Origin of the sequence: Ruminococcus sp. NATIVEDY161 (genome assembly GCF_045819895.1) — a bacterium.
In the GTDB taxonomy this organism is placed as follows: domain Bacteria; phylum Bacillota; class Clostridia; order Oscillospirales; family Acutalibacteraceae; genus Ruminococcoides.
In genome coordinates this window covers 606943-620058 of record NZ_CP162392.1, presented here as the reverse complement: position 1 = coordinate 620058, position 13116 = coordinate 606943, and the positions used below count along the sequence as shown (strand labels likewise).

The 13116-nt window shown below is 49.3% G+C and carries 11 protein-coding genes; all 11 read left to right on the top strand.

Going from position 1 to position 13116, the window contains the following annotated elements; genetic code table 11:
• Positions 1 to 26: 26 nt before the first annotated feature.
• The 11 genes from dxs to AB1I50_RS02895 all read left to right on the top strand — a co-directional run bounded on the left by dxs (position 27) and on the right by AB1I50_RS02895 (position 13073).
• Positions 27 to 1904 (top strand): 1-deoxy-D-xylulose-5-phosphate synthase, encoded by a 1878-nt coding sequence (gene dxs / locus AB1I50_RS02945; RefSeq protein ID WP_407724720.1) that lies wholly within the window; start codon positions 27 to 29, stop codon positions 1902 to 1904.
• The gene (locus AB1I50_RS02940; protein WP_407724719.1) at positions 1888 to 2691 is read left to right on the top strand and encodes a TlyA family RNA methyltransferase; all 804 of its coding nucleotides are present in this window, start codon (positions 1888 to 1890) and stop codon (positions 2689 to 2691) included. Before dxs ends, AB1I50_RS02940 begins: the two co-directional genes overlap by 17 nt.
• 9 nt (positions 2692 to 2700) lie before the next feature.
• Entirely contained in the window at positions 2701 to 3558 is an 858-nt protein-coding gene (locus tag AB1I50_RS02935; RefSeq protein ID WP_407724718.1) for an NAD(+)/NADH kinase, read from the top strand.
• A complete protein-coding gene (gene argR / locus AB1I50_RS02930) occupies positions 3558 to 4019 on the top strand; it encodes an arginine repressor (protein WP_407724717.1) in 462 nt (153 codons plus the stop codon). The genes AB1I50_RS02935 and argR overlap by 1 nt, the downstream gene beginning before the upstream one ends.
• 1 nt (position 4020) lies before the next feature.
• Complete coding sequence (recN, locus tag AB1I50_RS02925; protein ID WP_407724716.1) at positions 4021 to 5688, top strand: DNA repair protein RecN; 1668 nt, start codon at positions 4021 to 4023, stop codon at positions 5686 to 5688.
• Between the two features lie 21 nt (positions 5689 to 5709).
• Positions 5710 to 7755 (top strand): single-stranded-DNA-specific exonuclease RecJ, encoded by a 2046-nt coding sequence (recJ, locus tag AB1I50_RS02920; protein ID WP_407724715.1) that lies wholly within the window; start codon positions 5710 to 5712, stop codon positions 7753 to 7755.
• Positions 7752 to 9947: a RelA/SpoT family protein gene (locus tag AB1I50_RS02915; RefSeq protein ID WP_407724714.1), complete on the top strand. Its 2196-nt coding sequence runs from the start codon at positions 7752 to 7754 to the stop codon at positions 9945 to 9947. Before recJ ends, AB1I50_RS02915 begins: the two co-directional genes overlap by 4 nt.
• 1 nt (position 9948) lies before the next feature.
• Complete coding sequence (dtd, locus tag AB1I50_RS02910; RefSeq protein WP_407724713.1) at positions 9949 to 10401, top strand: D-aminoacyl-tRNA deacylase; 453 nt, start codon at positions 9949 to 9951, stop codon at positions 10399 to 10401.
• Positions 10398 to 11024, top strand: coding sequence for an MBL fold metallo-hydrolase (locus AB1I50_RS02905; RefSeq protein WP_407724712.1), 627 nt, complete (start codon positions 10398 to 10400; stop codon positions 11022 to 11024). The genes dtd and AB1I50_RS02905 overlap by 4 nt, the downstream gene beginning before the upstream one ends.
• A gap of 1 nt (position 11025) precedes the next feature.
• A complete protein-coding gene (gene hemZ, locus AB1I50_RS02900; RefSeq protein ID WP_407724711.1) occupies positions 11026 to 12474 on the top strand; it encodes a coproporphyrinogen dehydrogenase HemZ in 1449 nt (482 codons plus the stop codon).
• An 80-nt stretch (positions 12475 to 12554) separates the two neighbouring features.
• Positions 12555 to 13073: a zinc-ribbon domain-containing protein gene (locus AB1I50_RS02895; protein WP_407724710.1), complete on the top strand. Its 519-nt coding sequence runs from the start codon at positions 12555 to 12557 to the stop codon at positions 13071 to 13073.
• Positions 13074 to 13116: the final 43 nt, after the last annotated feature.

The following is a 13116-nucleotide window of genomic DNA, read 5'->3' as shown; positions in this document are numbered from 1 at the left end:
TCTTTATTAGAAATAAGGAAAACACAATGGGTGAGTATAAGCTACTTTCTACAATTAAATCACCTGAGGACGTCAAAAAGATAAAGAGCGAGGACGTGCCCTCGCTTTGCACCGAAATCCGCGAAAAGCTCGTTGAGGTTGTCTCGGTAAACGGCGGCCATCTTTCGCCAAACCTTGGTGTTGTCGAGCTGACCGTCGCAATGCACCGCAGTTTTGATTTTCCGAAGGACAGCCTTGTCTGGGACGTCGGCCATCAGAGCTACACTCATAAGCTCCTGACAGGCAGATTTTCAAAGTTTGATACGCTCAGGCAGAAGGACGGAATCTCAGGCTTTCCGAAAAGAGCCGAGAGCATTTACGACGACTTCAACACCGGCCACAGCAGCACCTCAATCTCCGCGGCGTTCGGTATTGCCAATGCAAAGCTGCTCAGCGGCGACCAAAGCCACACCATCGCGGTAATCGGAGACGGCTCGTTTACCGGAGGCTTGGCTTTTGAGGCGATGAACAACGCCGGACGTTTTAACAAGAACTTCATCGTGGTTCTCAACGACAATAAAATGTCAATTTCAAAGAACGTCGGCGCAATCCCCAGATACCTCACGACCGTGCGTATTCAGCCTTGGTATATCCGCGTTAAGCGAGGAACGGAGAAAATCCTCACCAAAATTCCGGTTATCGGCTGGGGAATAAAGGGCGTGCTCAGGCGCAGTAAATCAAAAATTAAAAACCTTGTTTATAAAAATACTCTGTTCGACTGCTTCGGATTTACATATCTCGGCCCGATTGACGGCCACAACGTAGAGGAGCTTGAAAACGCCTTTACCGCTGCCAAAAAGTCAAGAACTCCTGTGCTCGTTCACGTGGTTACAAAAAAGGGCAAGGGCTATCAGCCTGCCGAGGATAACCCCGGCGAATTCCACGGTATCGGTCAGTTTGACATTGACTCGGGCGAGCCGATTTCGAGCCACAAGGGCTTTTCCGCCGAATTCGGCAAGACTATGTGCGAGTTCGCACAGACCGATGACAAGCTTTGCGCGATCACGGCGGCTATGACAGGCGGCACAGGTCTTAACGAATTCTCCAAGCAGTACAAGAACAGATTTTTTGACGTCGGAATTGCTGAGGAGCACGCCGTTACCTTCGGCTGCGGACTCGCTTCAAAGGGAATGAGGCCTGTTTTTGCGGTGTACTCTACGTTTTTGCAGCGAGCCTACGACCAGCTTATTCATGACGCGGCATTGGGAGATTTGCACCTTGTTCTCGCGGTTGACCGCGCCGGAATCGTAGGCGCCGACGGCGAAACCCACCAGGGTGTGTTCGACGTCTCAATGCTTAATTCAATCCCGAATACCACGGTTTTCTCTCCGACATACTTTGACGGACTAAGGATGTCGATGTATGAAGCTCTGTATAATCAGGAAGGTCTCGCGGTTGTGCGCTATCCGCGCGGAGGTGAGCTGTATAAGCCCGAGGGATTTGGAGAGGAAAGCACCGATTATAATATTTACGGCGACACAAACGCTGACTACCTCATCGTCACCTACGGCAGAATGTTTTCATACGCCGCAAGGGCTTACGGGCTGTTGAAGGAGCAGGGAGTTAACGTCTGCCTGCTAAAGCTATGCAAAATCAAACCGATTAACTCCGAAACCGTTGAGTACGCAAAGGGCTTTAAGAGTGTTTGGTTCTTTGAGGAGGGCATCAAAAACGGCGGAATCGCGCGTACCTTCTCGGATATGCTCACCCACGTGGGCTTTACAGGCAATTATCACCTTAAGGCGATTCACGACAAGTTTGTAAAGCAGATGTCGGTTAACGAGGCGCTTAAAATGCTTAAGCTCGACAGCGAGGGTATGACAGAGGTAGTAATTAAGGACTTGGCTAATGAAAAAAAGACTTGATGTTTTGGTATATGAAAAGGGCTTTGCCGAAAGCAGAGAAAAGGCAAAAGCCATTATAATGGCAGGTCAGGTGTATGTCGATAATCAAAAGGCGGACAAGTGCGGTACTTCGTATGATGAAAATGTAAGTATCGAGGTTCGCGGCGCGACGCTTAAATACGTCAGCCGCGGCGGTTTGAAGCTCGAAAAGGCAATCGACAATTTCGACCTCGATCTGAAGGATAAAACTACGATGGATATCGGCGCTTCAACGGGCGGCTTTACCGACTGTATGCTCCAAAACGGAGCAAAAAAGGTCTACTCAATTGACGTAGGCTACGGTCAGCTCGCGTGGAAGCTTCGAACCGACGACCGCGTTGTCAACCTCGAACGCACCAATATGCGCAAGGTTACTCGCGAGCAGGTTCCCGATGATATCGACTTTTTCTCGGTAGACGTTTCGTTTATCTCACTCAGGCTGATTTTGCCTGTAGCTCGTCAGCTTATGGCGGAAAACGCCGAGGCGGTCTGCCTGATTAAACCCCAGTTTGAGGCAGGCAGGGAAAAGGTCGGTAAGAAAGGCGTTGTGCGCGATCCTGCCGTACACGCCGAGGTGGTTCAGGGCATTTACGACTTTGTTCTGCAAAACGGCTTTGATGTGCTCAACCTCGACTTTTCACCGATAAAAGGCCCCGAGGGCAACATTGAGTACCTTATCCACCTCAGAAAATCCGACGATCCCAAATCTTATACAACCGTAACTCCCGAGGAGCTTGTTAAGCGCTCTCACGAACAACTCGACAAATAGGTATTTGCTATGAAAATCGCGATTATTGTTAACCTTTCAAAACCAAAGGCGGTCGCCTGCGCCGAATCTATCTGCAATTTGCTGTATGATAACGGCGCGCGGCTCTGCGCGTTGAAGGAATGCGAGGATTATCTTGAATTTGAGCACGTTGAGTTTTTTGATAATATCGACGCACTTTTCGGCTGCTGCGATATCGCCGTAACCGTCGGCGGAGACGGAACAATAATTCACGCCGCCAAGCACGCCGCCTGCGCTGACAAGCCGCTTATCGGCGTAAATGTAGGCAGGCTCGGCTTTGCCGCAGATTTGGAGGTTGAGGATATCGGGGCGTTAAAACGGCTTTTGAGCGGAGATTACGTCACCGAAAACCGCATTTTACTCGATATCGAGGTTCAGAGCAAGGGACCGTCAAAGCATTACCTCGCGGTTAATGACGCGGTAGTTGCTCACGGTCAGCTCTCAAAAATTGTCGATTTATCGCTCTGTCTGAACGGCGAGGAAATCTCAAAATACCGCGCCGACGGCATACTTTTCTCAACGCCGACAGGCTCAACCGCGTACTCGCTTTCGGCAGGCGGCCCGATAATCTCTCCGCAGATGGACTGCATTTTGATGACACCGGTATGTCCGCACTCACTGTTTTCGCGTTCAGTGCTCTTTGACGGCGAGTCAACGCTCTCTGTATCCGCAAAAATCCCTGAGGGCTGCAGCTGCCTTTTGACCGTCGATGGCGAGGTTAACATCAACATTGCCGAGGGTGACAGGGTAATCGTCAGAAAATCGGGTCGCAGCCTAAAGCTAATCTCGATAAACAAGCTCAATTTTTACCGCAAGCTCAACCAAAAGCTCAGAGAAAGGGAAATATAATGAAAAGCAGCAGACATTCAAAAATTCTCGAAATCATCAGCGAGCACCCAATCGAAACGCAGGACGAGCTTTTGTCGCGCCTTAAAACCGAGGGCTACAAGGTAACTCAGGCTACAATCTCGCGCGATATCAAGGATTTAAGGCTTGTAAAAACCCTCGGAAGCGACGGAAAATACCGCTACACCGAGGCTCAGGCGAGTTCATCCGAAATCCGCTCAAACTTCGACCAGCTCTTTTTGTCGTCGGTAGTTTCAATGGATTTGGCGCAGAACATTGTGGTAATAAAAACCCTAAGCGGTATGGCTAACGCCGTTTGCGCGGCTCTCGATTCCACAGGAAACAGCGCGATTGTCGGCACAATAGCCGGCGACGACACTATCTTTGTGGCATGCCGCACGGACGAACACGCGCGTTCGCTTGTATCAACGCTAAAGCAGTTCAGATTAAGTAAGGACAGATAAAATGATTTCAACCTTATACATTGAGAACATTGCAGTAATTGAAAAATGCTCAATCGACTTTAACACCGGGCTTAACGTCCTAACGGGCGAGACCGGCGCCGGTAAAAGTATAATTATAGACGCGATTAACGCGATTATGGGGCAGCGCACCTCAAAGGATATTATCCGCACAGGCGCGTCATCGGCGTTTGTCAGCGCGTCGTTTGACGAAATTAACGATGTTATTAAGCAAAAGCTCCAAGACTTAGGCTTTGACGACGAGGACGGAACGCTGATTTTACAGCGTACACTAAACGCCTCGGGCAAAAACACCTGCAAAATCAACGGCAAGCCCGCAACGCTTTCAATGCTCCGCGAGCTTTCCGTTAACCTGATTAACATTCACGGTCAGCACGAGAGCTACGAGCTTTTTTCGCCCGAAACACACATTGATTACATCGACAGCTACGGCGGCTGCGCGCCGCTTTTAGAGGATTATAAAGAAAAATTCTCACAATATAAAATTCTTCAAAAGAAATTAGATGAAGCGAATTCCGACGAAAGCGAACGCCTTCGCGAGATTGATTTGCTCTCCTTCCAGACAACCGAGCTTTACGACGCTGATATTCAGCAAGGCGAGGAGGAACAGCTTGATTCCGAGCGCGGCGCGCTTATGAATTTTGAAAAGATTTTCTCCCTGCTTAACAAGGCAAAATCCGCGCTCTCGGGCGAGGAATCGGGCGGACTTGAAGCCGTCGATATCGCTTCATCCGCGCTGAGAACCGCCTCAAACTTCAATCCCGATTACGAGGAAATCAGCGCGAATCTCACTGATATTTACTATAATTTGCAGGACGTTTCCGAGTCGGTATCCGATATGATTGACAGTCTCGAGAGCGACCCTGCGCGGCTTGAGGAAATTGAGGAGCGCCTTGATTTAATCAACCGCCTTTGCAGAAAGTACAACTGCACAAGCGACGAGCTGCCGGGTCTCGCGGACGAAATGCAGGCAAGGCTTGACGAGCTTGTAAATTACGATAAAAACCGCGACGAGCTGATTGCCGCCTGCGCAAACGCCAAAAGCCTTGCACTTGAAGCGGCTGAAAAGCTCAGCAAAACGAGAAAATCCGCCGCGGCAGACTTTGCGGAAAAGGTCAGGGACGAAATGCGTTTTCTGAATATGCCGAACGTCGAGCTTGTTCCGGTGTTTGAAACGGTCGAATTATTCCCGAAGGGTATCGACAAGGCGGAGCTTTTAATCTCCGCAAATCCCGGCGAAAAACCACGTCCCGTCGCAAAAATCGCCTCGGGCGGCGAGCTGTCGCGAATGATGCTCGCGATTAAGACCGTCCTCGCTTCAACCGACACCGTTGACACCCTGATTTTTGACGAGGTTGACACGGGAATTTCAGGCTCAGCGGCAGAAAAGGTCGGCTTAAAGCTTAAGGAAGTTTCAAACTCACGTCAGGTGCTCTGCGTAACCCACCAGGCGCAGATTGCGGCTCTGGCGGATTCGCACTACCTCATAGAAAAGCAGTTTGAAAACGACAGAACCTTCACCGAGGTTTCACTTCTCGACCACGAAGGCAGAGTAAACGAACTCGCGCGAATTATCGGCGGAGTTAACATCACTCAGGCGGCACTGAGCCACGCTGAGGAAATGATAAATAATTCTAAATATGAAATATAGCAACAGAAAGGACGCGACATAATGAAGCTTTGGAACATTGCCGGGCTGAACCGCGCCGAAGCAGGCGCAATACAAAGTGAATATGGATTGCCGGCAATTATCGCTATGTTGCTCCAGACAAGAAATATAAAATCGGCTGAGGAAATTGACGATTTTCTTAATAACGAAAGCTTCATATCCTCTCCGTTTGAGATTAAGGATATGGACAAGGCGGCTAAGCGCGTTCAGCAGGCGATAGACAGCGGCGAGCTAATCTGCGTTTACGGCGACTACGACGCCGACGGCGTAACCTCGACCGCTTTACTATATTCATACCTCGAAACTGTCGGCGCAAACGTGATTTATTACATACCCTCGCGCGAAAACGAGGGCTACGGAATGAACACCGGCGCGGTTGATACGCTTGCCGAAAAGGGCGTTAATCTTATTGTCACGGTTGATAACGGAATTGCCGCGGCTAAGGAGATTGACCACGCAAGAACGCTTGGTATCGACACCGTGGTAACCGACCACCATATGCCTCTCGATGAGCTACCTAACGCCTGCGCGGTTGTAGACTTGCACCGCACTGACTGCCCGAGCAAATTTAAGCAGCTTTCGGGCGTAGGCGTGGCGTTCAAGCTCATAATGGCTCTTGAGGGCGAGTTTTGCGATACCGATATGCTACTCGATAATTACGCCGACCTGCTCGCTCTCGGCACAATCGGCGACATCGTAGAGCTCAGGGTAGAGAACCGCGTTTTTGTAAAGCGCGGACTTCAAAGTATGCAGAACTCCGACCGTCCGGGAATTGCCGCGTTGATTGAAAATTCAGGCCTTAGCGGAAAACCGCTAACCGCAGGCAAGGTGTCGTTCACCTTAGTGCCGAGAATTAACGCCGTCGGAAGGCTGGGGCTTTCGGGCAAATCTGTTGAGCTCCTGCTCACCGAGGACTATGACGAGGCACGGCAGATTGCCGCCGCGATGGGCGAGGACAACACCGAAAGACGGCAAATAGAAACAGAAATCCTGCAAAAAATAGATTTGAAAATTCAGCAAAATCCTTCGCTGATTTTTGACCGTGTAATTGTAATTGACGGCGAAAATTGGCACCAGGGCGTAATCGGAATCGTCGCCTCGCGCGTTAAGGAAACCTACGGCAAGCCCGCGATTATCATTTCCCGCGACGGCGAAAACGCCAAGGCTTCGGGCAGAAGCGTAGAGGGCTTTGCGCTTTGCGACGCGGTTGCCGAATGTTCGGATTTGCTTACTCACTACGGCGGACACCCTATGGCGGTCGGTCTGTCGCTTAAGTCGGATAATATAGAATTATTCCGTAAAAGAATTAACGAGTACGCGAATTCGGTCGATTCAATGCCGTTTGACGCGCTGAAAATCGACTGCAAGCTAAATCCTGCCGGTATTTCTCTTGACATCGCAGAGGATTTAACCCATATGCAGCCCTTCGGAGCAGGTAATCCAACTCCCATTTTCGGGCTGTACAATATGAAAATCAACAGTATAATTCCTTTATCGAATAATAAGCACCTTAAATTAATCGTATCAAGGGGAAATTCAACGCTCAGCGCAATGCTTTTCTTCACTACAACCGAGGAGTTCCCCTACCAAAAGGGCGACGCGGTTGACTTGGCGGTTACCCTTGACATTAACGAATACAACGGCAACAAAAGCGTATCTATAATAATAAAGGACATTAAGGCCGCTGCAGATAACACAGAGGAAATGCTGAAAAGTCAGCGGATTTTTGAGGGCTTCTGCCGTTCAAATATGCTTGACCGCGAGCAGCTCAAAAGCATTTTGCCGTCAAGGGATGACTTTGCGGTGTTATACCGCTTTTTAAGGGCAAACGGCGGCTACAGCTTTAGCTTTGATACTCTCGTTTATAAGCTCGGCAACAAGCTCTCGCTTGGCAAAATCCGCGTCGCGTTAGAGGCGATGAACGAGCTCGGGCTTATCACGATAAGCGAGGGTATGAGCATCAGCAAAATTACGGTAAATCAGGTCAGCGCAAAGGTGAACCTTGAATCAGCGGCAATTATCAAAGGACTTACAGAGGTGACACGATGAGCAAATATTCAAACGTCGCGCATTATCAGGATTTTTCCGAGCTGGAGAAGATTATCTCGGGCTCGAACAACGAATATGATACTGAAAAAATCCGCTCGGCTTACGAATTTGCGGAAAAATCTCACGGAGACCAGCGCAGAGTGTCCGGGATTCCGTACATTCTTCACCCGACCTCGGTTGCGTGTATTGTAGCTGAGCTCGGAATGGACGAGGACTCAATCTGTGCCGCTCTGCTCCACGACGTAGTCGAGGACACCGATGTATCTCTGCCCGAAATTACAAAAATGTTCGGCGCCGACGTTGCAAAGCTCTGCGACGGCGTAACAAAGATTTCAAAAATCCCGTACTCCACCAAAGAGGAACAGCAGGCGGAGAACATCCGCAAAATGCTGATTGCTATGGCGGACGACATCCGCGTAATCATCATCAAGCTTGCCGACAGGCTCCACAATATGCGCACAATGGACGTTATGCCCGAGCAAAAGCGCAGGGATAAGTCCGTTGAAAATATGCAGGTTTTCGCGCCAATCGCTCACCGCCTCGGTATCAAAACCATCAAGGAGGAGCTCGAGGACCGTTCTTTGCAGTACCTCGATCCCATCGGCTACGAGGAAATTGAGCAGGCGATTATGCTTAAGGAAGGCGAGCGCGAGAGATTTATCGAGGACATAAAATCCCAAATTCTCGACCGCACAAAGGACACGATTAAGAACGTCTATATCAGCGGCAGGGTCAAGAGCATCAACAGCATTTACCGCAAGACCTTTATGCGAAACCAGAATATCGACCAGATTTTTGACGTGTTCGCAGTCAGGGTAATTGTTGACACTGTGCCCGACTGCTACAATGTTCTCGGCGTTGTGCACGACGTATTCAAGCCAATCCCGAACCGCTTTAAGGACTATATTTCAATGCCCAAGCCGAATATGTACCAGAGCCTGCACACCACCGTGCTCGACAAAAACGCAATTCCGTTTGAGGTTCAAATCCGCACCTGGGATATGCACTACACCGCCGAATACGGAATCGCGGCTCACTGGAAGTACAAGCTCGGAATGGGCTCAAACAGCAAGGCGGGCAAGAGCGTCAGCGAGAATATCGAAAAGCTCAAGAGTATGATTCTCGACCAGCTCGAGGAAGAGGACGCAACGGATATTGCGCGAAACATCCGCAACGACTTTGCGGAAAACGACGTTTATGTTTTCACCCCGAAGGGCGACGTTATGAGCCTTCCGAGGGGCTCGACGCCGATTGACCTCGCGTATCTCATCCATACCCAGGTCGGCCACCGCATGGTAGGCGCAAAAATCAACAACAAAATCGTTCCGATTGACTATATCCTCAAAACAGGCGATATTTGCGAGATTATCACCCACAAAGAGGAACACCCCAACCGCGCTTGGATTGATATCTGCAAGACCGCTTCGGCAAAGTCGAAAATCCGCCAGTGGTTCAAGCATGAAAAGCGCGACGAAAATATCGTCGAGGGCAAGGCGATGATTGAACGTGAGTTCAAGCGCCAGGGAATGAACCTCACCGAGGACGAATACCCCGAATTCTTCAAGAGCATTTCTATCAAAAAGCAGTACAATACGCTCGATGACTTCTACGCCGCGGTAGGCTACGGCGGAATTCAGCTCTGGAAAATCATGCCCAGACTAAAGGAAGAATATCAAAAGACCTACGCCAAGGATATCGAGAATATCACCGTTCCGCAGGCTCCCGTTAAGCGCACAAAGGCGAGCTCGGGAGTTGTAATTGAGGGCAACGACGACGTGCTCGTCAAGTTCTCTAACTGCTGTAACCCTCTGCCCGGCGATGAGATTATCGGCTACATTACGCGCGGCTACGGCGTTTCTATCCACAAGCGCAACTGCACCAACGTGCCCAAGGACGTTTCAAGGTGCGAGGAGCCCGAACGCTGGATTAACTGCTACTGGGAGGACGAGGTTGGCGAAGCGTTCAGAAGTACGCTTCAAATCACCGCCGCCGACCGCACAGGTCTGCTTGCAGACGTTACAATTAAGCTGTCGACAATGCACATCTTCATTCACAGTCTTAATTCGCGCGAGTTAAAAACAGGCAGGGCGGTTGTCACCGTCACCATCGACGTAATGGGCAAAAACCACCTCAGGGGAGTAATTTCAAAGCTCTCCGACATCAACGGAATCGAAGAGATAAAGAGGCTTTAATATGAAAGCAATAATTCAAAGGGTAAAATCCGCTCAGGTGGATATTGAGGGCAAGACCGTCGGCAAAATCGGCAACGGATTTCTGATTTTGCTCGGTGTCCGGCAGGGCGACGACGAACGCCATGCCAAGGTGCTTGCTGATAAAATTTCGGTGCTCAGAATTTTCACCGATGAAAACGACAAAATGAACCTCTCGCTTAAGGATATCGGAGGTTCGGCGCTGATAATTTCAAACTTCACGCTGTACGCCGACTGCTCGCACGGCAGACGTCCCAGCTTTATCGCCGCGGCTCGTCCCGAAACCGCCGAACCGCTCTACGAGTATTTTTGCGGCGTGGTCAGCGGAAATGATATTCACGTTGAAAAGGGCGTTTTCGGCGCGGATATGCAGGTGTCGCTCATAAACGACGGCCCTGTTACAATAGATATTGATACTAAGGATTTAAAAATATGATTGATATTAAGGTTTATCACGTTTCCGAGATTATGACAAACTGCTCGTATCTCGTCGACAAGGCTACAGGCAAGTCCGCAGTGGTCGACCCGGGTGGAAAATCGCAAAAGCTTATCGAGCAGATTAAGTCAGACGGCGGAAAGCTTGAATATGTTATGCTCACCCACGGCCACTACGACCACATTCTTTTCGCAAAGGAGCTTGCAGATATGTTCGGCGCGAGGATTGTGACAGGCAAGCATAACGGCGAATTTTTGAGCAATCCGTCGCTCAATCTCACCGCCAAGCACTTTTTGGATATGACGCCTTTTTCGGCGGATATATTGCTCGACGACGGCGAAAAGTTTATGCTCGGTGAGACTGAAATAACATATCTCTACACCCCCGGCCACACAAGCGGCTGCGGAGTGTTCATATTTGACGACGTTATGATTTGCGGAGATGTGCTTTTCTGCGAATCCTGCGGCAGGACAGACCTGCCTACGGGCGACGATTATACTATCACGCAGTCGCTTAAAAGATTAAAGAATTTGGAGGGCGACTACACCGTTATCCCCGGCCACGGCCCGTTCACCACGCTGGAGCACGAGCGCAGGTTCAACCCATATATGAGGGGCTTGTAAAATGAATCTGTACGTAAAAAACAACCGCTTTTGGTTTGAGCTCGAAAACCTCACAAGGCTGTTTTTCCCGAACGAAAAGATAAACGTTTACAAGGAGTTTTCCGAGGTAAAGCCGCCTTACGTTTTTTCGGAGCTGTCGGATAAAATCACGGTAAAAGTGCAGATTAACGACTTTTTCGCAGAGGACGAGGCTGAAATTAAAAACGACGATACGCTCGATGAATTGTCAACGGTTTCTATGCTGTACAAAATGCTCCGTGACTACAGCCAAATCTCTCAGCCGTGGGGACTTCTCACAGGCGTAAGACCTGTAAAGCTGCTGAGGAAAATCAGCGAGGAAAGCGATATCGACAGCGCGGTGTCGCGGTTTACAAACGACTTTTTCGTAAGCGAACAAAAGGCTGAGCTCGCGCGGATTACCGAGCAGAACGAGCGGAAGATTTTGAGCCTTTCAAAGCCCGAATCGTTTAGCCTGTACGTCGGAATTCCGTTTTGCCCGTCAAGGTGCAGCTACTGCTCGTTTGTAATGGCTTCAATTGAACGCGCAAAAAAGCTGATTGAGCCGTACGTTGATTTGCTTTGCGAGGAGCTTAAGGCGACTGCAAAGGCGGCAAAAGACCTCGGACTCAGGCTCGAGAGCGTGTATTTCGGCGGAGGAACGCCCACAACGCTCAGCGCCGAACAATTAAGTCGCGTGCTGTCGGTCGTAAATTCCGAATTTGATATGAGTACCTGCCGCGAGTTTACGGTTGAAGCAGGCAGACCTGACACAATCACGAGAGATAAACTTATTTCTCTAAAAGAAAATAACGTCGGCAGAATCAGCATTAATCCCCAGAGTGTAAACGACGAAGTTCTTAAGGCTATCGGCAGAAAGCACAAGGCAGAGCAGTTTTATCAGGCGTTTGATTTGGCGCGGAAATGCGGTTTTGACAATATCAACACCGACCTTATCGCAGGACTTCCGTCCGATACCGTAGAGAGCTTTCAAACCTCGCTTGATTCAATGATAGACTTGAACGCCGAGTGTATTACGGTTCACACGCTATGTATGAAGCGAGCCTCAAACCTCACGCAGGACGGCAAAATTATTGACAGGGAAGAGGCGCTTAGAGCTCAAAAAATGCTCGAATACGCCCAAAGCAGGCTTATCTCCGAGAGTTATATTCCGTACTATCTATACCGCCAGACGCGAATGGTCGGCAATCTCGAAAATGTTGGCTGGTCAAAGCGCGGTTACGAGAGCTTGTACAACGTCTATGTTATGGACGAAACCCACACAATACTCGCCTGCGGCTCGGGCGGAGTGACAAAACTCAAAAACAGCAGTACCGATTACCTCAAAAGAGTGTTCAATTTTAAGTTCCCCTACGAGTACATCGACAGATTTGACGAAATACTCAAAAGGAAAGAGGAAATTTACGCTTTTTATACGCAAAATTTGAGTTGATTATTGTATTCAATAGTGTTATACTATGAAATAACAAAATAAAATCAGGGAGAAATCCCCAAAATGAAAGGTTGATAATCATGGGAAAATTTGACGATTTTTTTGACGACGTTGTTGTTAACGCAAAAACCGCCGCTGAGGCTGTTTCCAAGAAAGCAGCGCAGGTATACGACGCTTCAAGACATAAGTTCACCGCTGCCGAAATCAGAGGCGACATCAATAACAAGCTCAAGGATCTCGGTAAGTTCACTTACAAAGAGAGAGTTCACGGCGTTGATATGAGCGCAGAGATTAACGCTGCAATCGCTGAGATTAAGGAGCTCAAGGAAAACCTTGAAATCATCAACAACCACCTTGACGATCTTATGGAGCAGAAGAAGTGTCCCCAGTGCGAGGCTAAGGTTCCGAAGAACTCACTGTTCTGCAACATCTGCGGCGCAAAAATCGACGAGGATAAGGTTGAGGAAGCCGTTCAGGAGGACGAGACAATCGCTGCCGCAGCCGAAGAAGCTGCCGAGGAAGTTATTGATTCCGCCGAGGAAGCTGTAGCAGCTGTCGAGGAAAACGCAGAGGAAAAGGCTGAGGAAGCCGCAGAATAATTATTATTGATATTTATGCGTGACAGCGCTGTTTTTAACAGCG

Excerpts from the sequence above, each read along its gene's own strand:
- dxs (WP_407724720.1), top strand. The coding sequence starts at position 27 with ATGGGTGAGTATAAGCTACTTTCTACAATTAAATCACCTGAGGACGTC.
- AB1I50_RS02940 (WP_407724719.1), top strand. The coding sequence starts at position 1,888 with ATGAAAAAAAGACTTGATGTTTTGGTATATGAAAAGGGCTTTGCCGAA.
- AB1I50_RS02935 (WP_407724718.1), top strand. The coding sequence starts at position 2,701 with ATGAAAATCGCGATTATTGTTAACCTTTCAAAACCAAAGGCGGTCGCC.
- argR (WP_407724717.1), top strand. The coding sequence starts at position 3,558 with ATGAAAAGCAGCAGACATTCAAAAATTCTCGAAATCATCAGCGAGCAC.
- recN (WP_407724716.1), top strand. The coding sequence starts at position 4,021 with ATGATTTCAACCTTATACATTGAGAACATTGCAGTAATTGAAAAATGC.
- recJ (WP_407724715.1), top strand. The coding sequence starts at position 5,710 with ATGAAGCTTTGGAACATTGCCGGGCTGAACCGCGCCGAAGCAGGCGCA.
- AB1I50_RS02915 (WP_407724714.1), top strand. The coding sequence starts at position 7,752 with ATGAGCAAATATTCAAACGTCGCGCATTATCAGGATTTTTCCGAGCTG.
- dtd (WP_407724713.1), top strand. The coding sequence starts at position 9,949 with ATGAAAGCAATAATTCAAAGGGTAAAATCCGCTCAGGTGGATATTGAG.
- AB1I50_RS02905 (WP_407724712.1), top strand. The coding sequence starts at position 10,398 with ATGATTGATATTAAGGTTTATCACGTTTCCGAGATTATGACAAACTGC.
- hemZ (WP_407724711.1), top strand. The coding sequence starts at position 11,026 with ATGAATCTGTACGTAAAAAACAACCGCTTTTGGTTTGAGCTCGAAAAC.
- AB1I50_RS02895 (WP_407724710.1), top strand. The coding sequence starts at position 12,555 with ATGGGAAAATTTGACGATTTTTTTGACGACGTTGTTGTTAACGCAAAA.